The organism is Reyranella sp. (assembly GCF_965279465.1).
Classification (GTDB): Bacteria; Pseudomonadota; Alphaproteobacteria; order Reyranellales; family Reyranellaceae; genus Reyranella.
This window is the reverse complement of record NZ_OZ257242.1, coordinates 6892036-6914737: the sequence shown is the minus strand read 5'-3', so window position 1 is coordinate 6914737 and position 22702 is coordinate 6892036. Positions and strand designations below refer to the sequence as shown.

The window sequence follows — 22702 nt, the reverse complement described above, 5'->3', positions numbered from 1 at the left end:
GACGACCGTGGACTACGAGCAGATCAAGTACGAGGCGAAGGACGGCATCCTCACCATCACATTGAACCGGCCGGACAAGCTCAATGCCTTCACCGGCAAGATGCTGTCGGAGCTGCTCGATGCGATGGACCGCTCCGACCGCGACGACGACGTGCGCGCGGTGGTCTTCACCGGCGCCGGTCGCGGCTTCTGCGCGGGGGCGGACCTCTCGGGCGGTGCCAACACCTTCAATGCCGAGAATCGTGGGCCGATCGATCCGGGGCTCGACGGCCATCGCGATGGCGGCGGCCTGTTCACCCTGCGACTCTACGACTCGCTGAAGCCCACCATCGCCGCCTGCAACGGGCCGGCGGTCGGCGTCGGCATCACCATGCAGCTCGCCATGGACGTGCGGCTGGCCTCGGAGGCGGCGCGCTACGGCTTCGTCTTCACCCGCCGCGCCATCGTCATGGAGGCCTGCTCGAGCTGGTTCCTACCGCGCCTCGTCGGCCCGCAGCAGGCGCTGGAATGGGTGATGACCGGGCGCGTCTTCCCTGCCGACGAGGCGCTCGCGGGCAGGCTCGTGCGCTCGGTCCATAAGCCCGAGGAACTCCTGCCCGCCGCCTACACGCTGGCGCGCGAAATTGCCGACAATACCGCGCCGGTCTCGGTCGCACTCAATCGGCAGATGATCTGGAAGATGCTGGGCGCAGACCATCCGATGGAGGCGCACAAGGTCGATTCCAAGGGCATCTACGCGCGCGGCAAGTCGGCCGACGTCAAGGAGGGCGTGACCGCCTTCCTGGAAAAGCGTCCGGCCCGCTTCCCGATGAAGGTCAGCGACGGCATGCCGTCCTATTACCCGTGGTGGAAAGAGCGGATGTTCAAGTAGGGTCCGAACTTCACCGGGAGACTGTGGCGCGACAGCGCGCCGGTTGATGGAGGCATCCGCTTGCGGCACTCTCCGCCGCAACAAACGCCCCCTCGGAGGAAATCATGACCAAGCTGCTGCGTCTGCGGCGCCGTGCAATTCTGGCCGCCGTGCCTGCTCTTGTCGCTGCGCCCGCCATCGTGCACGCCCAGGGCAGCAAGCCCGAGAAGAGCAAGGTCGTGCTCGCCGTAGGCGGCAAGTCTGCACTCTATTACCTCTCGCTGACGATCGCGGAGAGGAAAGGCTTCTTCAAGGATGCGGGACTTGACGTCGAGATCAACGACTTCCAGGGCGGTTCGAAGTCCCTCGAAGCGCTGATCGGCGGCAGCGCCGACGTCACGGCAGGCGCCTACGAGCATACGATCCGGATGCAGCAGCGTGGACAGCCGATCAAAGGCTTCGCCCTGATCGGCCGTGGCATGCAGATATCGATCGCCGTCCGCAAGGACCTGGCGGCCAAGATAAAGGGGCCTGCCGACATCAAGGGCCTGAAGTTCGGCGTCACCGCGCCGGGATCGTCTACCCATATGCTGCTGCTGAGCTGGGCGGCGAAGGGCGGTCTTAAAGGCTCCGACGTGGTGGCGGTCGGCGTGGGTGCCGGTGCTTCCGTGGTTGCGGCGATCGAGAACAAGTCGGTCGATGGCGTGTCGCAGACCGATCCGGCGCTCACCATGCTGGAGGACAAGGGCCTGATCGAGATCAAGGTCGACACGCGCACGACGAAGGGCAACCAGGAGGTGTTCGGCGGCCCGTTCCCGGCAGCATGCCTCTATGCCCAGCCGAGCCTTTTCAGCAAGACTCCGAACACCGCCCAGGCGCTGGCCACGGCGATCGTGCGCGCCGACGAATGGTTGCAGATGGCGTCGCCGGCCGAGGTCGCGAACACGGTGCCGGAGGGCTATCTTCTGGGCGATCGCGCGATCTATGAGAAGTCGTTTGCCGGTGTCCGCGAAACCATCTCGCCCGACGGGCTGATGCCTGCGGGAGCCCAGGAGAACTGCCTGAATTTCCTGGTCGGGGCGGACCCCAAGCTCGCGGCCGACAAGGACAAGATCAAGCTTGCCGACACGTGGACCAACGAGTTCGCGCAGCACGCCAAGAAGCGGTCCTAAGGCCATCGTGGCAACCGACGCGCCGGCGCTGGCCTTCGACCGCATCACCTGCCGCTTCGCCGGCCGGGACGGCGGGCTGCCGTATACCGCAGTGTCCGACGCGACCCTGGCCGTCGGTAGGGGCGAATTCGTATCGGTCGTAGGACCCACCGGATGCGGCAAGTCGACCTTGCTCAACGTCGCGGCGGGCTTGCTCTCGCCGTCATCCGGCACGATCTCGGTGTTCGGCGAGAGACTGGTCGCGGCCAACGGCGTGAACAGGCGCGCGGGTTACATGTTCCAGGCCGACGCGTTGATGCCGTGGCGCACCGGCATCGACAATGTCATCGCAGGGCTCGAGTTTCGCGGCACGCCCCGCGCCGAGTCTGTGCAGCAGGGCGAGGAGTGGCTGCGTCGCGTCGGGCTGGCCGGCTTCGGCGACCGCTATCCGCACCAGATGTCGGGCGGCATGCGCAAGCGCCTCGCTCTTGCGCAGACGTTGATCCTCAGCCCGGACATCCTCCTGATGGACGAGCCGTTCTCGGCACTCGACGTGCAGACGCGGCAACTCATGGAGAACGAGTTGCTGGCGCTGTGGGCCGAAGACCGCAAGTCCGTGCTCTTCATCACGCATGATCTCGAAGAGGCGATCGCCCTCTCGGACCGTGTGGTGGTGCTTTCGGCCGGCCCCGGCACGCATCCGATCGGCGACTTCCGGATCGACCTGCCGCGCCCGCGCGATGTTTCCGAGATCAGAATGACGCCCGCGTTCCTCGACCTGCATCGTGTGATCTGGGCGGCCATGAAGGAAGAAGTGCTGAAGGCCTATCACGCGCAGAAGGCGGCGTGATGCGTCTTCGCCTCCTGCAGTTCGCCGTGTTTGCCGTGCTGATTCTGCTCTGGCACGTCTTCACCAAACCCGGATTGATTCCGAGCTTCTATTTCGAGCAGGACAACCGCGCAGCCTTCTTTTTCGGTGAGCCGCTCAAGGTCTTCTGGGTAATCGTGGAGTGGTTCACCTCGCTCGAGATTTTCCCTCATCTCGGAGTGACTCTGCTCGAAACGATGCTGGGCTTCGTCATCGGCTCGGTGGGTGGGCTGGGCATCGGGCTGTGGCTCGCCCTGTCGAACACCGCGTCGGCGGTGATGGAGCCCTATATCAAGGGCTTCAACTCGATGCCCAGGGTCGTGCTCGCGCCGATATTCGCGGTGTGGTTCGGGCTCGGTATCTGGTCGAAGGTGGCGCTCGGCGTCACGCTGGTCTTCTTCGTGGTGTTCTTCAACGTCTACCAGGGCGTGCGCGAGGTCAGCCCGACCCTCCTCGCCAACGCCCGCATGCTGGGCGCCTCGCGCCGCCAGCTGCTGCGCTCGATCTACCTGCCGTCGGCCATGAGCTGGGTGTTCGCCAGCCTGCATAATGCCGTCGGCCTCGCCTTCGTCGGCGCCGTGGTCGGCGAATATCTCGGCTCCTCGCAGGGCGTCGGCTACCTGATCCTGCAGGCCGAGGGCACGTTCGACATCAACACGGTATTCGCCGGCATCATCGTGCTGACCGCCTTCGCACTGGTGCTCGACGCCATCGTCGGCGTAGTCGAACGCCGCCTGATGACCTGGCAACCCAAGGCAAGCGAGACGGAGAAGGTGTAGCGTCGCGCGCAGTCGCCCCGAGCACCCCTGTCATCCTGGGAGCTTGTGAAAGAATCGACTTGGCGACTCAAAGATGATCTCGCTCCTCAGGATGAGGCGGGAGGGTTGCCAGACCGGTCATCTCACCGTCGGCCCAAAAATTTACAACTCTGAGCGAAGCGAAGGATCTGGCGCTTCGTTCAACGGCGTTCTTTGGGGTTGGCGTGAGGTCCTTCGCTTCGCTCAGGACGACAGATTCGCGCCCTTTGCCGTCTCTCGCTCAGTACGACAGAGGTGGGCTACTTCCCCGTAAACCGCGCCGCGCGCTTTTCGAGGAAGTGCGCCACGCCTTCCTTGAAGTCGGCGGTCTGGAACGACAGTTCCATGTCGTGGTTGGCCTGGACCGTCGCCTCTGAAAGTGTCTGGAACTCGGCCTCCCAGATCTGGCGCTTCATCACGGCGACGGAACGCGGCGAGACGGTGTCGGCCATCAGCCGGGCATAGGCGCGCGTCTCGGCCATCAGCTTGTCGTCGGGGATGATCCGGCTCACCAGGCCGAGCGACAGCGCTTCGGGCGCGCGGAACTTGCGGGCGGAGCAGAGCAGGTCCATCGCTGCCGGCAATCCGACCAGGCGCGGCAGCAGCCAGCTCACGCCGTGCTCGGCGATCAGGCCGCGCTGGGCGAAGGCAGTGGTGAACACGGCCGACTCCGAGGCGAAGCGAAGGTCGGCGTAGAGCGGGATGACGAAGCCCAGCCCGGCCGCCGGACCGTTGATGGCGGCGATGATGAACTTCGGGATCGCGGGGAAGTACGAGTAGTTCATCCGGAACTCGGCCAAGGTGCTGCCGCCGGGCAGGTCGGCGCCCGCCTTCGTGCTGCGATCGGCAGAGGCGCCGGCGCCGATCGCCTGCAGGCCGCCCATGTCCGCTCCCGCGCAGAAGCCGCGGCCGGCACCTGTCAGGATGATGATGCGTACGTCAGGATCGGCGCCGGCATTTTGCATCGCATCCTTGAGGTCGAAATGCATCTGCCGCGTCCAGGCGTTGAGCTTCTCCGGACGGTTCAATGTGATGGTGCAGATGTGGTCCGCGACCTCGTACAGAACGGTCTCGTAGGTCATGGCCGGGCGTCCTCCTGTGCGCTTTTGTGGCTCGCATGATGGGCAAAAGGGCGCGACGATACAATGCAGGTTGCTGTATCGTTGCTGGCAGCGAAGAATCGAACAGAGGTTAGGAAATGGCCAAGCGGGAATTCTCCCATCCCAACGAGATGCACAACTACGTCGGTCAGGAGATCGGCGTCAGCGACTGGGTCGACGTCACCCAGGAGCGGATCGACCAGTTCGCCGAGGCGACCGGCGATCACCAGTGGATCCACGTCGACGTCGAGCGCGCCAAGACGGACATGCCGGGCGGCAAGACGATCGCGCACGGCTTCCTGACGCTGTCGCTCATCCCGATGCTCAACCAGCAGATCTCGCACATCAACAACGTGCGCAACGGCATCAACTACGGCTGCAACAAGGTGCGCTTCACCAGCCCGGTGCCGGCGGGATCGCGGGTGCGGGCGCGGGCCAAGCTGATCGCGGCCGATCCCATGAAGGGCGGCGGCGTGCGGCTCACCAACGAGATGACCGTCGAGATCGAAGGCCAGGAGCGCCCGGCCTGCGTCGCGGAGACGATGGCGATCGTCTACGGCACCTGAGCGGAGAGCCGGCGTTGCTCAAGCGTGAGGAACTGAGCGACGAGCGGATCGAAGAGATCATCCAGGAAGCCCGCGCCGCCGGCTATCACTTCTTCCTCTCGGCCGAGGAGCGGGCGGCGAGCCTGAAGGAGGCGTTGGCGCGTTACGCCCCCGGTGAGGAGGCGTGGATCTTCGCCTACGGCTCGCTGATGTGGAATCCGGCGCTCGACTATGCCGAATCCTTGCCGTGCCGGATCGAGGGCTGGCACCGCTCCTTCTGCTTCTGGATGCCGATAGGGCGCGGTACGCCCGAATTGCCCGGCCTGATGCTGGCGCTGGAGCCGGGCGGGGCGTGCGAGGGGATCGCCTATCGCCTGGCGCCGGACCGAGTGGAGCGCGAACTGGCGATCCTGTGGAACCGCGAGATGCTGGCCGGCATCTACAGGCCGCAATGGGTGGCGACGACGCTGCGTGATGGGCGCAGCGTCACGGCGGTCACCTTCGAGGTCGATCCCGGGCACTCTCAGTATTGCGGGGACCTGTCGATCGAGAAGCAGGCGCATCACATGGCCTTCGCCGAAGGGCGGCGCGGCACCAGCCGCGACTATCTCGCCAACACCGCCGCTCATGCTCGGGCGCTCGGCATCCATGACCCCTATATCGAGGACATGATCGCGCGCGTGGCGCATCTGCGCGGCGAGGACGTGGCACCGTCGGTGCCGCCGATCGCGGCCGACTAATTTCTTGGCTGGGAGCGCCGCTCTCCAGCGATGATATCCCGCTTCTCGAAAATCTCATGGCGACCACAAGTGCGGTGATACAGTCGCTATGACATAGTCGGGTTGTGAGTGCTTTCGTCGACCGCTGGCATGCGATGCCGCCCAACCTGCGCGGTATCCTGTGGGTCGGAATGTCGGGTGTGCTGTTCGCCCTGCTCAACGTCTTCACGCTGATCCCCTCGCAGCACCTCAATCCCTACGTCATGGCGTTCATGCGCTATTTCTTCGGGACGCTGATGCTCCTGCCGATCGTCCTGAAGCTCGGCCTCCATCGTGCCATGAGCACCAATCGCCTGCCGCTCCACCTGTTCCGCGGCTGCATCCATGCCTGCGGCATGTTCCTCTGGTTCATCGGCCTGCCGCTCACGACATTGGCCAGCATCACCGCCCTGGGTTTCACGGGCCCGATCTTCGTCACCATCGGCGCGGCGATGTTTCTCGGCGAGAAGGTGCGCATGCGCCGCTGGATGGCCGTCGCGGTGGGCTTTGCCGGCGCCATGATCATCATCCGGCCGGGCATCGGCGATCTCGGCCTGGGCGCGATCTGCATCCTGATCTCGACCCCGATCTTCTCCGCCTCGAACCTGATCTCCAAGGCGCTGGCGCGGACCGAGACCGCCAACAAGATCGTGATCTGGCAGCATCTCACGATCCTGGTCTTCGCCTGCCCGGTGGCGCTCTGGTTCTGGCAGACGCCGAGCCCGACCGATCTGCTGTGGTTCGTCGCCGCGGGCCTGTGCGGCACGCTCGGACATATCTGCCAGCAGAACGGTTATCAGCTCGCCGACATCACCTTGCTGCAACCGATCGGCTTCCTGTCGCTCTTGTGGAACACCTTGCTCGGCTACTTCCTGTTCTTCCAGCAGCCCGACGTCTGGACGTTCGTCGGCGCAGCGGTGATCTTCGCCAGCGCGCTCTACATCTCCCACCGCGAGGCGGTGCGGCGTGCGGCCGTGAAGTCGGCGGACACCGCGACGGGGCAGGCGACGGAAGTCTAGCCGCCGGTCACGCTCATATGGCGGCGCACGGCGGGCGCGCTGTGGCGGCGGTCGATGATGAAGTCGTGGCCCTTGGGCTTGCGGGCGATCGCCTCGGTAATGGCGCGATCCAGCAGCTCGTCGCTCTCCGAGGCGCGCAGCGGTGCGCGCAAGTCGGCGGCGTCCTCCTGGCCAAGGCACATATAGAGCGTGCCCGTGCAGGTCAGACGCACGCGGTTGCAGGCCTCGCAGAAATTGTGGGTGAGCGGCGTAATGAAGCCCAGCCGTCCGCCGGTCTCCTCGACCCGGAAATAGCGGGCCGGACCGCCGGTGCGGTAGTCGCTGTCGGTCAGGGTGAACTGCCGCTCGATGCCGGTGCGGGCGAGCGACAGCGGCAGATACTGGTCGAGCCGCGCCTGGTCGCCGATCTCGCCCATCGGCATGACCTCGATCAGGACCAGATCCATGCCGCGGCCGTGGCTCCAGCGGATCATGTCGCCGAATTCGTGGTCGTTCACGCCGCGCAGGGCGACCGCGTTGATCTTGATCTTCAGCCCGGCGTTCTGCGCGGCGTCGAGGCCGCGCATCACCTGGCCGAGGTCGCCCCAGCGCGTAAGCTGACGGAATTTGTCGGGATCGAGCGTGTCCATCGACACGTTCACGCGCTTCACGCCGATATCGGCGAGCTCGCGCGCATACTTGGCAAGCTGGCTGCCGTTGGTGGTGAGCGTCAGTTCCTCGAGCGCGCCGCTGTCGAGATGCCGCCCCAGGCCACGGAACAGCGACATGACGTTCTTGCGGACCAGCGGCTCGCCGCCGGTCAAGCGGAGCTTCCTGACGCCGCGGCGGACGAAAGCACTGCACAGCCGTTCGAGTTCCTCGAGCGACAGAACCTCTGCCTTGGGCAGGAAGGTCATGTCCTCGGCCATGCAATAGACGCAGCGGAAGTCGCAGCGGTCGGTTACGGAGACCCGGAGGTAGCTGATATGGCGGCCGAAGGGATCGATCATGTCCCGCCGATAATGGGGATGGCGCAGGTGCGCTGCAAGGCCCGGAAGACCTCTAAGAATCCTGTGCCGCGTCGGGCAATCGGCCGGCTTTTATGGCTTGCTGCAGGGCCGCATGGTCCGATTCGGTCTGTTCGGCATAGGCGTAGGCGAATATCCTGATCGCCTCGTCCAGGACGGTGCTCTTGCCGAGATAGGCGGCCAGGACGACGGCATCGGCGGTGCGGGCGTGAGCCCGGGCCAGCACCTTGCCGACCGAGCCGATCCCGACCACCTTGTACGCGACGTCGGCGAGGCGGAAGCGCTCGAGCAGGACGCGCGGCGCCAGATAGAGGGAGTTCAGATAGTCGGCGTGCATCGCCTCGGCGGCGACATTCCCACGGCGCGACCGCCGTTGCGTCGAAGTCGTTGATGTCGAACACCAGCCGCCGCTCGGGCGTCGCCAGCGCCGCCACGAAAGAAGGCGAAGGGCGAGACCTTCATGCGGGTGTATCGCAGCGGCAGCAGGTTGGGCAGCCGCGCTCGCCCTGTTCGATCAGGATCTCGATGGGATTGCGGCGATTGGCGGGAGCTTTCCAGGTGGCCTGCTGCTCGCGCGGCTGGTGCGCGCGCAGAGCACGGCCGCGCGATGCGCGTTCGTCGATCGACTGGATATGGGTTTGGGCCGGCACGGCGCCGGGGGGAAGTTCGGCCATCGCCGAGGTCATGGCACGAAGCGCAGCAGATTGTCGACGGTGTCGGCTTCGCTGGCCGGCTTGTCAGTGCGTATGCGATTGATGCGGGGGAAGCGCATGGCGACGCCCGACTTGTGGCGGGTCGAACGGCCGATGCCGTCGAAGGCGATCTCGAGCACGAGCTTGGGCTCGACCTCGCGCACCGGCCCGAAGCGGTTGGTGGTGTGATCGCGCACCCATTTATCGAGCCAGCGCAATTCCTCGTCGGTGAAGCCGAAATAGGCTTTCCCGACCGGCGCGAGCTCGCGCGTGCCGTCGGCCGCCTCGCGCCAGCAGCCGAAGGTGAAGTCCGAGTAGAACGAGCTGCGCTTGCCGTGGCCGCGCTGGGCATACATCAGCACGCAGTCGGCCAGCATCGGGTCGCGCTTCCACTTGAACCACGGGCCCTTGGGCCGGCCGGCGAGATAAGCCGAGTCGGCGCGCTTCAGCATCAGCCCTTCGATGCCGTCGCTGCGCATCTCCTCGCGCAGTTGCGCGAGATGCGCCCAGTCAGTGAACGGGACCAGCGGCGAGAGATCGAAGCGCTGGCGCGGCGTCCTGGCCATCCACGCTTCCAGTCGCGCCCGACGCTCGACGAACGGCAGCACGCGCAGGTCCTCGCCCTCCAGCCACAGCGCGTCGTAGAGGCGGACATGCGCGGGATGCTCCTTCAGCATCTTCGGCGTCACGAGCTTGCGGTTGAGCCGCTGCTGCAGGTCGTTGAAGGGCGCGACCGCCTCGTCGCGGCGCACCAGCAGCTCGCCGTCGAACACACCCTCGAAGTCGATGGCGTCGACGACGTCGGGGAAGGACTTGGAAACGTCCTCGCCGGCCCGGCTGTACAGCCGCTTCACGCCGCCCGACGAGGCGACCTGGACGCGGATGCCGTCCCACTTCCATTCGGCGCGGAAGTGTGCGGGATCGAGCGCATCGAGCTCGGCGCGCTCGATGGCGTTGGCGAGCATCGGCGGCAGGAAGGCGCCGCCCATGTTGCTCCTGGGCTTCGGACCTTCGTTCAGCAGCCAGTCGAACAGGGGACGGTAGGGTGGGCTGAGACCGTGCCAGACCTCCTCAACCTCACTGACGGGCTGGTTGCCGATATTGGCAACGGCCTGCTTGGCGAGGCGCGCCGATACGCCGACGCGCAGCGCGCCGGTCAGCAGCTTGAGAAGCGCCCAGCGGCCCGTCGAATCGAGCGCATCGAGCCAGCGCTTGATTATCGACGGTGTCTGCATCTTCGTCGCATTCCGCAGCGTCTCGACGACCTCGCTCAGGGTCGGCGGCGGACCGGCCTCGGGCTTCGTCTCCCAGATGAGCGCCAGGGTCTCGGCGAGATCGCCGACGTAGTCATAGGAAAGATGAAACAGCTCGGCGCCGATCTTCTCCTCGCCGAAGCTGCGCAGCAGGGCGGGCTTCGCGGCCGGGAAGTCGAGCCCGCTGGTCAATGCCGCCAGCGCCCAGCCACGATCGGGATCGGGCGTTTGCCGCAGGTAGGTCTCGATCAGCCGCAGCTTGGAATTGCGCGCAGGCTGGAAGGAGAGCGCGTCCAGCAGCTGGGCGAAGGCCTGCATCAGGCGGTCTTCTTTCGGATTCCTCTCCCACGATTGGGGGAGAGGAGCATGAGGGTGAGAAGAGACGGGCTCACGTCTCGTCCTCTTCCTCGCGGCCGGTGAGATGCAGCGCTTCGGCATCGATTCCGATCGAGCGTGCGTAGGCCACCAGCGCTTCCTCGCGGCCGTGGGTCACCCAGACCTTTGGCGCGCCGACATCCTTGAGCGTCTGGGTCAGCTCGCCCCAGTCGGCATGATCGGAGATGATGAGCGGAAGCTCTGCACCGCGCTGTCGAGCGCGGGCACGCACGCCCATCCAACCCGACGCCATCGAGGGAATGGGATCGAAGAAGCGGCGCGACCAGCGGTCGGCGATGGCCGACGGCGGACAGAGCACGATGGCGCCCTTGAAGGTTTCGAGGACCGCATCCGACACCAAAGCGATGTCGCCGAGATCGACCCCATGATCCTGATAGAGCTTGCACAGCGAAGCGAGCGCGCCGTGAATCCAGATCCGCTTGTCGTAGCCCGCGGCGCGCAGGAGCTTGATCACGCGCTGGCACTTGCCCAGGGCATAGACGCCCACCAGGTGAGTGCGCTCGGGAAAGGTCTCGATCGAACGCAGCAGCTTTCCGATCTCCCCGGCGTCGGAGGGATGATGGAACACCGGCAGGGCAAAGGTCGCCTCGGTGATGAAGACGTCGCACGGCACCGGTTCGAACGGAGGGCAGGTCGCGTCCGGCCGGCGCTTGTAGTCGCCCGAAACCACGATGCGCTGTCCCTTGTATTCGAGAACGGCCTGCGCCGACCCGAGGATATGGCCGGCAGGCACAAGGCCAACGTCGACGTCGCCTGCCTTCACGCTTTCGCCGTATTTCAGCGGCTGTTGGACGGTATCGGGCATGTCCTGAAAACGGGCACGCATGATGGCCAGTGTCTCGGGAGTGGCCAGGGCATTGCGATGGCCCGGTCGGGCATGGTCGCCATGGCCATGCGTGATGATCGCGCGCGGGACCGCTACCGCGGGATCGACATAGAAGTCGCCGGGTTCACAATAGAGGCCACGCGCAGTCGGATAGAGCCACGAGCGGGGATTCGGGGTGTCAGTCATCGAGCGGGAGCCAACATGCCGGCCGGATATGGGGGCTCCGGGCCCGCCTGCCTATCGTCGAGAATGACTTTTGCCCTCCTGGTCCCAGTCCGGCCGAGCCGCGAGAGGCCGGGAACGGAACCGCAGCTCAGGCCGCCGGCGATCGGCTGGGACAACTCGTATTGTGGCCGGTCCGTTATGGAGATGCCCGCCAGGCGCGCCAGTCCATATTCCAGAACCGCTTGGAATGTGCCCAGCTCTCAAGCCTCATCAAGGCACCGACTTCAGGGACGAGAATTTTGTCTTCGGGTAGAAAGTAGGTCTCCGGCTCCTTTGCCAGGAGGCGAACCGCCCAGTCGGGAGCATTGCGGAGAATGGCGCGCAGCTTCATCCTGAACTGATAGTGCTGAGCCCGCGGTTGAGGGCATTTCTGGCAGACAGTCCGGGAGATCGCTCCGGTGGCGAACATGTTCCGGGCTTCGACGTGCTTGGCACTGTTGAACGCCCCGTCGACAGGGCCGAGCTGCTCGAAGGTTTCGGCGAAGTCGTCGACCTCATCGTTGGAAACGCAACAGGGCCCGATCCGGCCGCTCGGGTGAATCATGCCGCTGAAATAGAGCCAGTCACACTTGCGCGTGACGCTCTCGATCTCCACTTCGCCTCCGGCAATGAACTTGGGAACCATGCGAGCCAGCTTCCGTGTCGCGCGCTGATGCGCTGCGAGCCTGGCCAGCGCCGGACCGGATATCGCGGGACCGGCCAACGGTTTGGTGGATCTGTAGACACCCTCTTTCCGACGGGACTCTGCAGGCGGCGCGCCCCCCGGCCAGAATTCCAGCAGATCGACGCCGATGTCCGCGGCAAGTTTCCGGGCCGCCTTCTCCTCGTGCTCGTTGTGCTGGAAGCGCAGGAAGCGCCACTCGATGAGGGGATAGGTCAGGCCCAGCTCCCTCTTGAGTTCCACGAGGCGCCGCATGTTGCGGACAACCAGGTCGAAGTCGCCCCCGCGACGGTACAGGGAGTATGTCTCCGCTGTTGCGCCATCGAGAGAGACGCTGATCATGCCGAGACCGCTCGCCACAAGCTGGCGAAGGGCGGTATCCGACAATTCCAGGCTGAGGTTCGTCGAGATGATCGAGAAAACCTGCTGATGCTGCACGGATCCGACCAGCTCGGCGAATCTCTTGTGAAGAAGCGGCTCGCCGTTGCTGAAGTACCACATCAGGAAGCAGCTCTCGCCGACCCGGCGCATGAGGTCGAGGTAGAGATCCTCCTTCATGATGGATTTCTGCCGCTTGAGCGTGCCGTTTCCGGTAGAGCAATAGGGGCACTTGAGGTGGCAGATGGACGTCAGATCCATCGTCAGGTCGAACGGCTTGGACTCCAGCAGCGTGACGCGTTCCCTGCGATTCCTCAACGACACGAGGAAATTGTCGTACTTGACGCGCTCGAGCACCGGATCGGTGATTGGCGCCAAGACGTAGGGCAATGCAAGGTCGGACACGCCAAAACCTTTCCCGAATGTGGCGCGGGGTGTCAACTCGGTGCCAAAACAGGCTGAAATGCCCGGAAACATCGATCGGACCGTGGAGCTTCCCGACCTGTTCGCGCGCTGGTTCGAGGGCCGCGGCTGGACGCCCCGGCGGCACCAGCTCGCCCTCGTCGAGCTCGCCCGCGAGGGCAGGAGCGCGCTGCTGATCGCGCCGACCGGCGGTGGCAAGACGCTGGCCGGTTTCCTGCCGTCCCTCGTCGAGCTCACCGAGCGCCGCCGCGCCGGCAAGGACCTTGCCCACGCCAAGGGCATGGGTGAGCTGCACACGCTCTACATCTCGCCGCTGAAGGCGCTCGCGACCGACATCCGCCGCAACCTCGACGCGCCGATCGCCGAGATGCAGTTGCCGGTGCGCGCCGAGAGCCGGACCGGCGATACGCCGCAGAGCCGGCGGCTGCGCCAGCGCGAGCGGCCGCCGGACCTGCTGATGACCACACCGGAGTCGCTGGCGCTGCTGCTGTCCTATCCCGACGCCGAGAAGTTCTTCGCCAGCCTGCGCTGCGTGATCATCGACGAGCTGCATTCCTTCGCGACCTCCAAGCGCGGCCATCATCTGGCGCTCTGCCTGGCGCGGCTGGCGGCGGTGTCGCCCGCGGCCCGCTTCGTCGGGCTGTCGGCCACGGTCGCCGATCCGCCGGTGCTCGCCGACTTCCTGCGCCTGCGCGACGGGGAAACTGTCGAGATCGTCCAGGGTGAGCCCGGTGCGCCGCCCAGAGTGACGATCATCGACGCCCACGAGCGGCTGCCGTGGGGCGGCCATATGGGCCAGCATGCGGTGCCCGAGGTCTACAACATCATCCGCCAGCACCAGACCTCGATCGTGTTCGTGAATACCCGGGCGCAGGCGGAACTGGTCTTCGACGGGCTATGGCGCATCAACGACGACACTCTGGCGATCGGCCTGCATCACGGCTCGCTCGCCACCGAGCAGCGCCGCCGGGTCGAGGCGGCAATGGCCGCGGGCAAGCTGCGCGCGGTGGTCGCGACCTCGTCGCTCGATCTCGGCATCGACTGGGGCAATGTCGACCTGGTGATCCAGATGGGCGCGCCCAAGGGCGTGAGCCGGCTGATGCAGCGCATCGGCCGCGCCAACCACCGGCTCGACGAGTCGAGCCGCGCCATGATCGCGCCGGCCAACCGTTTCGAGGTGCTGGAGTCGCTCGCGGCGCTGGAAGCGATCGAGGCGCGCGAGCTCGACGGCGATCCGCCGCGGCCGGCTTGCCTCGACGTGCTGGCGCAGCACATCGTCGGCACCGCCTGCGCCCAGCCGATCGATCGCGAGGCCTTCTTCCACGAGGTGCGCCGCGCCCAGCCCTATCGCGACCTGCCGCGCAAGGATTTCGACGACACGTTCGATTTCGTGGCGACGGGCGGCTATGCGCTGGCGGCCTATGAGAAATGGCACCGGCTGAAGGAGCTGCCCAACGGCCGGTGGATGCTGTCGTCGCCAATGGTGGCGCGGCAGTTCCGCATGAATGTCGGCACCATCGTCGAGCTGCCGCTCCTGAAGGTGAAGCTGCGCCGCGGGCCGATGCTGGGCGAGGTCGAGGAGTCGTTCATCCAGGCGCTGGTGCCGGGCGACACATTCGTCTTCGCGGGCCGCCTGCTGCGCTTCGAGGGCGTGAAGGAGCTGGTCGCGCAATGCTCGCTGGCGACCACAGGCGATCCCAAGGTGCCGGCCTATGGCGGCGGACGCCTGCCGCTTTCGACCTTTCTCGCCGATCGGGTACGTGGGATTCTGCAAGACCCGTCGAAGCATCCCAAGCTGCCGGCCGAGGTGCGCCAATGGCTCGACATCCAGAAATGGCGCTCGGGCCTGCCGCGGAAGGACATGCTGCTGGTCGAGGGCTTTCCGCGCGGCAGCCGGCAGTTCATCGTCGCCTACTGCTTCGAAGGGCGGAACGCGCACCAGACGCTCGGCATGCTGCTGACCCGGCGCATGGAACGCATGGGGCTGAAGCCGCTGGGTTTCGTCGCCACCGATTACGTGCTCGGCATCTGGGGCCTGCGGCCGCCGACCCAGTTGCAGATCGACCAGCTGTTCGACGAGGACATGCTGGGCGACGATCTCGAGGCGTGGATGGACGAATCGACCATGCTGAGACGCTCGTTCCGCAACGTGGCGGTGATCGCCGGACTGATCGAGCGCCGCTTCCCGGGCGAGGAGAAGTCGCGCCGCCAGGTGACCTTCAGCTCGGACCTGATCTACGACGCGCTGCGCAAGCACGAGCCCGACCACATCCTGCTGCGCGCGACGCGCCAGGATGCGGCGCACCAGCTCGCCGACCTCCGGCGGCTCGGCGATCTTCTGCGGCGCGCGAAGGGCCGCATAGAGTATCGCCGGCTCGACCGCATCTCACCGCTTGCGGTGCCGGTGCTGCTCGAGATCGGTAAGGAGAGGGTGCTCGACGGCACGGCGGAGGACGAGCTGCTCGACATGGCCGCGCAGGAACTGATCGATGAGGCGACGCGGCTGGCGTAGGCTCGGGCAAACGGGGGAACGATGGATATCGCGAAGACATTGAATGATGCCGTCGACGCCGGCGATCTGCCGGGCGTGGCTGCGGCTGCGGCGACCGACAAGGGCGTGATCTTCGAGGGGGGCGCCGGCCTGTTGCGGTCCGACAGCGTGATCTGGATCGCGTCGATGACCAAGGCGGTGACGGGTGCCGCCGCCATGCAGCTCGTCGAGCGCGGCAAGCTCACCCTCGACAGCGCGGCGTCCGACATCGTTCCAGAGCTCGCGACCAAAGGGGTGCTCGAAGGCTTCGATGCGTCGGGCAAGCCGATCATGCGCAAGCCCCGGCGGCCGATCACGCTCCGTCATCTGCTGACGCACACCTCGGGCCTAGGCTACGACACCTGGAATGCCGAGGTGATGAAGTATCGCCATGCGACGGGGATTCCGGCGATCGGCTCGTGCCAGAACGCGGCGCTCACCACGCCGCTGCTCGCCGAGCCGGGCGAGCGCTGGGAGTACGGCATCTCGATCGACTGGGTGGGCAAGATGGTCGAGGCGGCGAGCGGCCAGCGGCTCGATCGCTACATGACCGAGAAGCTCTTCATGCCGCTCGGAATGGCCGATACCGGCTTCGCGATCGGCCCGGCGCAGCGCCTGCGCAAGGCGTGCATGCATACGCGCGGCGTGAACGGCATCGCGGCCGTCGACCACGAAATCCCGCAGTCGCCCGAGTTCCACATGGGTGGCGGCGGGCTCTATTCGACCGTGAGCGATTACCTCAAGTTCACCCAAGCTCTGCTGGCGGGCGGCGGACCGATCCTGAAGCCCGAGACCGTGAGGCTGATGGCGGAGAACTCGATGGAGGAGGGCGTGCTTTGCCGGCCGCTCAAGAGCCAGCTACCCAACCTCAGCACTGACCTCGACTTCGTCGACGGCATGAAGTGGGGCCTTTCCTTCATGATCAACCCGACGGAATTTCCTGGCCGCCGTGCGGCGGGCAGCCTTGCCTGGGGCGGCCTCGCCAACTCCTACTACTGGATCGACCCGGTGAAGAAGGTGACCGGCGTATGGGCCACACAACTCCTGCCGTTCTATGACCCCAAGGCGGTGGCCGCGTTCGAGAACTTCGAGCGGGCGGTCTATTCCGCGCTTTGAATCCGCCGCCCTGTCTTCCTGACCCACGCCCGATATTGGATCATCGACCAGCCCACGCCCACCGAGAAGGCAGCAAAGCTGGCGAGCACGAGCGCCAGATAATAGAATTCGTTGGTCGTCATTTTCTCCTCCGATTTGACGGCCGCAAGCTGCGGTGTCGGAGGGAGGGTTGCGTTGATCTGGATCAATGGAAGTCGCGCGAGGCGATCTTGATCTGCGGCCGGTCGAAGATGATGCGGCTGCGGTCGTAGGGCGGCTTCTTCGCGGGCGGCTTGTGCGGGCCGGGCCGGGGCTTGGGTTCGTCGCGCGGGTCGGGCGTCGAGGAACGAGCCTGGTCGCCGCGGCCCGTGCGCAGCTCGAAGTGGCCGTCGAGATCGGCGATGTGGTCGAGGTCGGCCGACCAGTCCCACAGGCGTTCGACGACGAGATGGATCACGATCCCTTCGCGCTGCACGGCGCCGCTGGCGGCGAGCAGGCGCGCGCCCATGACGATCCGGCGATGCGCCTCGAAGACCTTGGGCCAGACCACGAGGTTGGCGATCCCGAACTCGTCCTCCAGCGTGACGAACACCACGCCCGATGCGGTGCCGGGACGCTGCCGCACCAGCACGAGGCCGGCCAGGGCGAAGCGATCGCCGTTGCGCGCCTCCCGCAACCTTTCGGAGTGAGACATGCGCCGCTCCGACAGCATCGGCCGCAACAGTTGCAACGGATGGGCGCGCAGCGACATCGAGATCGTCGAATAGTCGTCGACCACCTGCTCGCCCATGGTGAGCTTCGGCAAGCTGACCGCCGGTTCGCGGTCGCGAACCGGCGGGCGCGCGTCGAACAAAGGCAAGGACGCTTCGGAGAAGGCCCGCACCGCCCACAGCACGTCGCGCCGCGTGAGTCCCATCGAGGCGAAGGCGTCGGCGCGCGCCAGCGCCAGAATCTGGCGCTTGCTCAGCCCGCCGCGCCGCCACAGGTCGGCCGGATCGCGATAGGGTGTGGTGCGCCGCTCGACCATGCGCTTCAGGTCGGCTTCCCTGAGGCCGGTGACCTGGCGAAAACCGAGACGCAAGGCACGGCGCTGGCCGTCGGTCTTCTCCAAGGTGCAATCCCACTCGCTGGCATTCACGTCGGGCGGCCGCACCTCGACCTTGTGCTCGCGCGCATCGCGCACGAGCTGTGCCGGCGCGTAGAAGCCCATCGGCTGGGAGTTGAGCAGGGCGGCGGCGAAGACCTCTGGGAAGTACCACTTCACCCACGACGAGACGTAGACCAGGATCGCGAAGCTCGCGGCGTGGCTCTCCGGGAAACCGTACTCGCCGAAGCCCTCGATCTGCTTGAAGCAGCGCTCGGCGAACTCCTTCTCGTATTCGTTGTCGATCATCCCCTGGATGAAATCCTCCTTCAGCTTGTGGATGGTGCCGGAGCGGCGGAACGTTGCCATCGCCCGCCGCAGCTTGTCGGCCTTGGCTGGCAGGAAGCCCGCGCAGTCGATGGCGATCTGCATCGCCTGCTCCTGGAACAGCGGCACGCCTCGCGTCCTCTCCAGGATCTTGCGGAGCTTCCCGGGGTACTCGATCTCTCCCGGATCCCGGGCGCGATTCTTCAGGTAAGGATGCACCATGCCGCCCTGGATGGGACCCGGCCGCACGATCGCGACCTCGACGACGAGGTCGTAATATTCCCGCGGCTTGAGGCGCGGCAGCATCGACATCTGCGCGCGGCTCTCGACCTGGAACACGCCGACCGAATCGGCCTGGCACAGCATGTCGTAGACAGCCGGGTCGTCCGGCTCCATGGCAAGGGTGTGGCGCTGGCCGTAATGCTGCCTGATCATCTCGAAGGACTTGCGCAGGCAGGTCAGCATGCCGAGCGCCAGCACGTCGATCTTGTAGATCCCGAGCGCATCGAGATCGTCCTTGTCCCATTCGACGACGGTGCGATCCTCCATTGCTGCGTTCTGGATCGGGATCAGCTCGTCGAGGCGATCCTCGGTCAGCACGAAGCCGCCGACATGCTGCGAAAGATGACGCGGAAAGCCGCACAGCGTCGCCGACAGCTCGAGCGCCAGCGCGAGCCGCGCATCGTCGAGGTCGAGACCCGCTTCCCGCACATGCCCGTGATTGACGCCGTGCCCGCCGCTGCCCCAGACCGTGTTCGCCATCACGCCCAGCGTGTCGGTGGAGAGGCCGAGGGCCTTGCCGACATCGCGGATGGCGCTGCGGCTGCGATAGGAAATGACCGTGGCGGCAAGCGCGACCCGATTGCGGCTCCACTTCTCGTAGATCCACTGGATCACGTCCTCGCGCCGCTCGTGCTCGAAATCGACATCGATGTCGGGCGGCTCGTCGCGTGCGTTGGACAGGAAGCGCTCGAAGAGAACCTCGTGCTCGTTGGGATTGACCTCGGTGATGCCAAGGCAATAGCAGACGGCGGAATTGGCGGCGGAGCCGCGACCCTGGCAAAGGATCTCCATCGCTCGCGCCTGCTCGACGATCTCGTGCACGGTCAGGAAGTATTGCGCGATCTGCTTTTTCTCGATCAGCGCGAACTCGTGCCGGATCGTCCGGGTGACCTTGTCGGGCACTCCCTGCGGATAGCGCCAGGCGGCGCCTTTCCAGGTCAGCCGCGCCAGCTTCTGCATCGGCGTCTCGCCGCCTTCATAGACGGCCGGGTACTGGTAGCGCAGGTCCTTCAGCGAGAATCGGCAGCGGTCGACGATTTCCCGGATGCGCTCGACGGCATGCGGATGCTTGCGGAAGAGGCGGTGCATCTCTTCCGGCGCCTTGAGATGTCGCTCGGCCGAGGCGAAGCGGTGGAAGCCCAGCTCCTCGACAGTGCAGCCGAGGCGAATCGCGGTGACGACGTCCTGCAACGCGCGGCGATCGGGGATGTGATAGTGCACGTCGTTGGTGGCGACGAAGCCCATCTTCATCCGGGTGGCGAGAGCGTCGAGAGCGGCAAGGCGCCGCGCATCGTCGCCGCGGAACAGCATGGTGCCGGCGAGGTAGCAGCGGTCGCCGTACAGGCGGGCGAGCTTGCGCAGCCGGTCGTGGAACGCCGGATTGTCGATGTCGCGCGGCGGCAGGACGATGGCGATCAGGCCTTCCGAGTACTCCACCAGATCGTCGAAGGTGAGATCGCATTCTCCCTTCACCGCACGGCGATTGCCGGCGGTCAGCAGGCGCGACAGGCGCTTGTAGCCTTCGACATCGATCGGATAGGCGAGCAGGGAATAACCGTCCCGCGTCTCCAGCCGCGCGCCGACGAGAAGCTTGATCCATTGCTCTTCCGGGGCGGGATGCTCGTCGTAATAATCCCGGATCGCCGAATAGGCCCGCACCACACCGGCCAGGGTGTTGCGGTCGGCGATGCCGATCGCGTCATGGCCGAGCTCGATCGCACGCCAGACCAGCTCGCCCGGATGCGAGCCGCCGCGCAGGAAGCTGTAGTTGGTCGTGACCTGAAGCTCGGCGTACGGCATGGGTTCTATTTTTTGGAGTCTCGCCCTTGCTGACTTGCTAAAGAATCCCTCGTTGCGCTCGGGATGACACCATTGTTGTCATCCCGAGCGCAGCGAGGGATCTATGTTTCATAGGTACTAACGCAGGTTGCGGATGGTGACGGTCCCCATGGTCGTTGCTCCCACAATTCCAAAATCACGCACAAAAGCCGTGCAGGTACCAATGGGCGCCGTTCAGCGGGCCGTCGCGGAACAACCAGAAGCGGCCGCCGTCGTCGTCCTCGACGCGGTAATAGTCGCGCACCGGCGGGATGATGTTGGGCGGCATGATCTTGCCGCCGGGGCGCGGCCGCCACCATTCGTCGGCGATGCGTTCGGGGCCTTCGATGCGCACGAGGCGATGGGAGTGGCGGCGCCAGACGAAGCGGCGCGGCGGCTCGTCGGGCACCTCGGCCATGGCTTCGACCAGCTCGGGCCGCTGCAGCAGCCGCGTCGGGCGAATCCCCTTCATCGAGGCGACGCGTGCCCAGGCGCCGGCCGGTGCCGCGGGGGCGGAGATCGGCGCCGTGGTCTGCACGCGTTCGGGGATGTGGCTGTCGCGCGGCAGCAGGCGCACGACGTTGCCCGCGCCCAGGCGCAGCGCCAGCCGATCGGCGAGATCGATCGTGCCATCCTCGCCCAGCGGATTGGCCGTGATCGGCGCCGTCTCGGGCAGCATGTCCTGCGCGCCGGTCCAGGTCTCGACCTCGGGTGCCGACAGGATCATCAGCTCGACGCCGAAGCCGGGATCGAGCTCGCCGAGCTTCTGCTCGAACAGCTTCATCAGCTTCGGGTTGTCGCGGTTGGGCCGGCTGGTGCCGATGGCGGTACGGTCGACCGAGCCGTCGACCCTGTAGAGCGCGATCTCGAGCTTGCGGGCGCCGACGCTCGCCTGCTCGAACTGCTGGCAGAGCGCGGCGAGCAAGCGGCTGGTCACGGCGGCGATGTCCTCGGGCCGGCCGATCGGCTCGGCGAAGGAAAGCCGCGTGCGGAAGGCGGGTGGCGGCCGGCGCGGCTCGATCGCCTCGTCGACCTTGCCGAGCGCCTGGTCGAGGCGGGTGAGCGGCTGGTCGCCGAAGCGGCGCGACAGCGGCGCGCGCGGCAGCGGGTAGAGATCGCCGATGCGGCGCAGGCCGAGCTTCAGGAAGGTCTCGAGGATCGGCTTGTCGAGTCGCAATCCGTCGACCGGCAGCGCGGCGAGTGCATCGCGCTGGCCGTTGACCGGACAGAACAGGGCGGCCTGCGTCTCGGCGAAGCGGGCCAGCGCCCAGGCCGCACCCGCCGTGTCGGCCATCGCGGCGCGGCAGGCGAAGTCGTGCCGGCTCAGGCGCTGGACCAGATCGGCCAGCAGCGCGCGCTCGCCCGCCTCGCCGGAACCGAAGAGATGGCCACAGCCGGTGACGTCGAGCAGTAGGCCCGCGTCGCCGCCGAAGCCGCCGGTGGCGCAGGCCTCGGCACTTTCCTCGGCCATGGCGTCGCCCAGCGGATCGATCGCGACCCACGGCGTATAGCGGTCGCACCAGTTGGCAAGCGTCTCGATCAGGTGGCGGTCGGCCAGCGGCTCGATCGGCAGGGTGACGAGGTCGGGCACGAGGGTCCGTGAATCGGCCAGCCGCATGTACGGGCGCAGGCCGGCGGCGCGGGCATGCGGGTTGACCGCCGCGAGCCGCGGGCAACTGTCGCGCCAGACGACGGTGGCGGCAGCCCTAGCCGACCAGTCTTTCGCGTTGAGGCGCGCCAGCCGATCGGTCGAGAGCTTGGGGAACCACAGAGAGACAACGCGCTTCATCGTTCCACTCCAGGAGCCAGGATGGCATCTCTTCGACCGAGGGCTTGCCGAAACGGTTGCGCCGCAGCTCGACCCGCCATCGCGGACGGTCGAACTCGGGCGAAGGTATCGAGGCCACCCGCCAGCGTGTCGCGCAAACGCTTTGCGGCGGTGCCGGCTGGGCGCGCAGCAGCAGCACGGGCACGCCGTTCTTCTCCGCCGCGAGCGACAGGCGGCGGCCGGCGGTGGGGTCGGCGGCGCGGGTCTCCCCGACGACGGCGGCGATGCCGGGCGTGCGCAGCCCTTCTTCCATCGCCCAGAACAGATCCTCGTCGCGCCGCGCCGTGACCATCAGCAGCCGGGCCGGATCGACCCAGGCGGCCAGCGCCGGCGCATAGGGCGGTGCGTCGGCGGCACCCGAGGGCTGGCGGCACCACAGCAGGGTGCCGGGGCCCAGCCGGCCGATCAGGAAGGCGGCGAAGGCCAGCGCCGCGCCGTCATGAGCGGCGACGCGGCCGGAGGGCGACGGACCCGCTTCGATCTCATGCAAGGCGCCGGTCAGCAGGCCGCCGTCGGGCAGCAGCCGGTCGATCTCCGGCACGCCCAGCGGGGCAGCCGCGCGGCCGGCGTGCTGGGTGCTGTGGGCGCGCTCCAGCCGGCGCACCTGCTCGCGCAAGGTGGGCGGGACGGGACTCCCGCGGTCGTTGGCGACGGGGGAAGCAAAAGCATGCGGGGAAATGACGGGCATCGCCCCCTCGATCCGGTGTCAGGGTTGGGGATAACAAATGTTCTGTGTTTGTTCTATTCCCTTGGATAAGGAGAGTCAATCGAGGGGGTAGGAGGTGCTAG

The 22702-nt window shown here is 66.4% G+C and carries 21 protein-coding genes; 9 read left to right on the top strand and 12 right to left on the bottom strand.

All coding sequences use genetic code 11. The annotated features are described in order from the left end of the window. Nucleotides 1-7: 7 nt before the first annotated feature. The 4 genes from ACQY8M_RS33695 (at nt 8) to ACQY8M_RS33680 (ending at nt 3648) form a co-directional block, all read left to right on the top strand. Entirely contained in the window at nt 8-871 is an 864-nt protein-coding gene (locus tag ACQY8M_RS33695) for a crotonase/enoyl-CoA hydratase family protein (protein WP_428665672.1), read from the top strand. A gap of 104 nt (nt 872-975) precedes the next feature. Then, nucleotides 976-2022, top strand: coding sequence for an ABC transporter substrate-binding protein (locus ACQY8M_RS33690; RefSeq protein WP_428665669.1), 1047 nt, complete (start codon nt 976-978; stop codon nt 2020-2022). Nucleotides 2023-2026: 4 nt separating this feature from the next. Then, a complete protein-coding gene (locus ACQY8M_RS33685; protein WP_428675572.1) occupies nt 2027-2851 on the top strand; it encodes an ABC transporter ATP-binding protein in 825 nt (274 codons plus the stop codon). Next, nucleotides 2851-3648, top strand: a complete 798-nt coding sequence (locus ACQY8M_RS33680) for an ABC transporter permease (protein ID WP_428665667.1) — start codon at nt 2851-2853, stop codon at nt 3646-3648. The genes ACQY8M_RS33685 and ACQY8M_RS33680 overlap by 1 nt, the downstream gene beginning before the upstream one ends. A 278-nt stretch (nt 3649-3926) precedes the next feature. Here the strand turns inward: ACQY8M_RS33680 and ACQY8M_RS33675 are convergent, their stop codons facing one another. After that, a complete protein-coding gene (locus tag ACQY8M_RS33675; RefSeq protein WP_428665664.1) occupies nt 3927-4748 on the bottom strand; it encodes an enoyl-CoA hydratase in 822 nt (273 codons plus the stop codon). A 116-nt stretch (nt 4749-4864) separates the two neighbouring features. Between ACQY8M_RS33675 and ACQY8M_RS33670 the strand changes: the two genes are divergently transcribed. The 3 genes from ACQY8M_RS33670 (at nt 4865) to ACQY8M_RS33660 (ending at nt 7088) form a co-directional block, all read left to right on the top strand. Then, complete coding sequence (locus ACQY8M_RS33670) at nt 4865-5332, top strand: MaoC family dehydratase (RefSeq protein WP_428665662.1); 468 nt, start codon at nt 4865-4867, stop codon at nt 5330-5332. Nucleotides 5333-5346: 14 nt separating this feature from the next. Further along, nucleotides 5347-6051: a gamma-glutamylcyclotransferase gene (locus ACQY8M_RS33665; protein ID WP_428665660.1), complete on the top strand. Its 705-nt coding sequence runs from the start codon at nt 5347-5349 to the stop codon at nt 6049-6051. A gap of 104 nt (nt 6052-6155) precedes the next feature. Then, the gene (locus tag ACQY8M_RS33660; protein WP_428665657.1) at nt 6156-7088 is read left to right on the top strand and encodes a DMT family transporter; all 933 of its coding nucleotides are present in this window, start codon (nt 6156-6158) and stop codon (nt 7086-7088) included. On the opposite strand, the gene moaA is transcribed toward ACQY8M_RS33660, so the two are convergent. The 7 genes from moaA to ACQY8M_RS33625 all read right to left on the bottom strand — a co-directional run bounded on the left by moaA (nt 7085) and on the right by ACQY8M_RS33625 (nt 12931). After that, entirely contained in the window at nt 7085-8077 is a 993-nt protein-coding gene (gene moaA, locus ACQY8M_RS33655; protein ID WP_428665655.1) for a GTP 3',8-cyclase MoaA, read from the bottom strand. The genes ACQY8M_RS33660 and moaA overlap by 4 nt on opposite strands. 52 nt (nt 8078-8129) lie before the next feature. Next, nucleotides 8130-8432, bottom strand: a complete 303-nt coding sequence (locus ACQY8M_RS33650) for a DUF2252 family protein (protein ID WP_428665653.1) — start codon at nt 8430-8432, stop codon at nt 8130-8132. Beyond that, nucleotides 8414-8557 (bottom strand): hypothetical protein, encoded by a 144-nt coding sequence (locus ACQY8M_RS33645; protein ID WP_428665651.1) that lies wholly within the window; start codon nt 8555-8557, stop codon nt 8414-8416. The genes ACQY8M_RS33650 and ACQY8M_RS33645 overlap by 19 nt, the downstream gene beginning before the upstream one ends. Continuing rightward, on the bottom strand, nt 8554-8781 hold the full coding sequence (locus tag ACQY8M_RS33640) for a hypothetical protein (protein ID WP_428665649.1): 228 nt from the start codon (nt 8779-8781) through the stop codon (nt 8554-8556). Before ACQY8M_RS33640 ends, ACQY8M_RS33645 begins: the two co-directional genes overlap by 4 nt. Then, nucleotides 8778-10358, bottom strand: a complete 1581-nt coding sequence (locus ACQY8M_RS33635; RefSeq protein ID WP_428665646.1) for a cisplatin damage response ATP-dependent DNA ligase — start codon at nt 10356-10358, stop codon at nt 8778-8780. Before ACQY8M_RS33635 ends, ACQY8M_RS33640 begins: the two co-directional genes overlap by 4 nt. 70 nt (nt 10359-10428) lie before the next feature. Then, nucleotides 10429-11448 carry a ligase-associated DNA damage response exonuclease gene (locus ACQY8M_RS33630; RefSeq protein ID WP_428665644.1) on the bottom strand — a complete coding sequence of 340 codons (1020 nt, stop codon included), beginning with the start codon at nt 11446-11448 and terminating at the stop codon, nt 10429-10431. 175 nt (nt 11449-11623) lie between these two features. Further along, nucleotides 11624-12931 carry a radical SAM protein gene (locus ACQY8M_RS33625; RefSeq protein ID WP_428665641.1) on the bottom strand — a complete coding sequence of 436 codons (1308 nt, stop codon included), beginning with the start codon at nt 12929-12931 and terminating at the stop codon, nt 11624-11626. A gap of 58 nt (nt 12932-12989) precedes the next feature. On the opposite strand from ACQY8M_RS33625, the gene ACQY8M_RS33620 reads away from it, so the two are divergent. Further along, the gene (locus tag ACQY8M_RS33620) at nt 12990-15461 is read left to right on the top strand and encodes a ligase-associated DNA damage response DEXH box helicase (protein WP_428665639.1); all 2472 of its coding nucleotides are present in this window, start codon (nt 12990-12992) and stop codon (nt 15459-15461) included. Between the two features lie 21 nt (nt 15462-15482). Further along, on the top strand, nt 15483-16595 hold the full coding sequence (locus tag ACQY8M_RS33615; protein ID WP_428665636.1) for a serine hydrolase domain-containing protein: 1113 nt from the start codon (nt 15483-15485) through the stop codon (nt 16593-16595). Here ACQY8M_RS33615 and ACQY8M_RS33610 read toward each other — a convergent pair. The 4 genes from ACQY8M_RS33610 to ACQY8M_RS33595 form a co-directional block, all read right to left on the bottom strand. Beyond that, a complete protein-coding gene (locus ACQY8M_RS33610; protein ID WP_428665634.1) occupies nt 16580-16717 on the bottom strand; it encodes a hypothetical protein in 138 nt (45 codons plus the stop codon). The two genes, ACQY8M_RS33615 and ACQY8M_RS33610, sit on opposite strands and share 16 nt — an antisense overlap. Before the next feature lie 62 nt (nt 16718-16779). Then, the gene (locus ACQY8M_RS33605) at nt 16780-20067 is read right to left on the bottom strand and encodes an error-prone DNA polymerase (RefSeq protein ID WP_428665631.1); all 3288 of its coding nucleotides are present in this window, start codon (nt 20065-20067) and stop codon (nt 16780-16782) included. A gap of 175 nt (nt 20068-20242) precedes the next feature. Further along, complete coding sequence (locus ACQY8M_RS33600; protein WP_428665628.1) at nt 20243-21874, bottom strand: Y-family DNA polymerase; 1632 nt, start codon at nt 21872-21874, stop codon at nt 20243-20245. Next, nucleotides 21792-22601 (bottom strand): ImuA family protein, encoded by an 810-nt coding sequence (locus tag ACQY8M_RS33595; protein WP_428665626.1) that lies wholly within the window; start codon nt 22599-22601, stop codon nt 21792-21794. The genes ACQY8M_RS33600 and ACQY8M_RS33595 overlap by 83 nt, the downstream gene beginning before the upstream one ends. Nucleotides 22602-22702 lie beyond the last annotated feature (101 nt).

Bases quoted from the DNA above. Each gene is read 5' to 3' on its own strand.
- ACQY8M_RS33690 (WP_428665669.1), top strand. From the start codon at position 976: ATGACCAAGCTGCTGCGTCTGCGGCGCCGTGCAATTCTGGCCGCCGTG.
- ACQY8M_RS33615 (WP_428665636.1), top strand. From the start codon at position 15,483: ATGGATATCGCGAAGACATTGAATGATGCCGTCGACGCCGGCGATCTG.
- ACQY8M_RS33630 (WP_428665644.1), bottom strand. From the start codon at position 11,448: ATGACTGACACCCCGAATCCCCGCTCGTGGCTCTATCCGACTGCGCGT.
- moaA (WP_428665655.1), bottom strand. From the start codon at position 8,077: ATGATCGATCCCTTCGGCCGCCATATCAGCTACCTCCGGGTCTCCGTA.
- ACQY8M_RS33620 (WP_428665639.1), top strand. From the start codon at position 12,990: ATGCCCGGAAACATCGATCGGACCGTGGAGCTTCCCGACCTGTTCGCG.
- ACQY8M_RS33680 (WP_428665667.1), top strand. From the start codon at position 2,851: ATGCGTCTTCGCCTCCTGCAGTTCGCCGTGTTTGCCGTGCTGATTCTG.
- ACQY8M_RS33670 (WP_428665662.1), top strand. From the start codon at position 4,865: ATGGCCAAGCGGGAATTCTCCCATCCCAACGAGATGCACAACTACGTC.
- ACQY8M_RS33650 (WP_428665653.1), bottom strand. From the start codon at position 8,432: ATGCACGCCGACTATCTGAACTCCCTCTATCTGGCGCCGCGCGTCCTG.
- ACQY8M_RS33605 (WP_428665631.1), bottom strand. From the start codon at position 20,067: ATGCCGTACGCCGAGCTTCAGGTCACGACCAACTACAGCTTCCTGCGC.
- ACQY8M_RS33610 (WP_428665634.1), bottom strand. From the start codon at position 16,717: ATGACGACCAACGAATTCTATTATCTGGCGCTCGTGCTCGCCAGCTTT.
- ACQY8M_RS33595 (WP_428665626.1), bottom strand. From the start codon at position 22,601: ATGCCCGTCATTTCCCCGCATGCTTTTGCTTCCCCCGTCGCCAACGAC.
- ACQY8M_RS33640 (WP_428665649.1), bottom strand. From the start codon at position 8,781: ATGACCTCGGCGATGGCCGAACTTCCCCCCGGCGCCGTGCCGGCCCAA.
- ACQY8M_RS33645 (WP_428665651.1), bottom strand. From the start codon at position 8,557: ATGAAGGTCTCGCCCTTCGCCTTCTTTCGTGGCGGCGCTGGCGACGCC.
- ACQY8M_RS33675 (WP_428665664.1), bottom strand. From the start codon at position 4,748: ATGACCTACGAGACCGTTCTGTACGAGGTCGCGGACCACATCTGCACC.
- ACQY8M_RS33600 (WP_428665628.1), bottom strand. From the start codon at position 21,874: ATGAAGCGCGTTGTCTCTCTGTGGTTCCCCAAGCTCTCGACCGATCGG.
- ACQY8M_RS33635 (WP_428665646.1), bottom strand. From the start codon at position 10,358: ATGCAGGCCTTCGCCCAGCTGCTGGACGCGCTCTCCTTCCAGCCTGCG.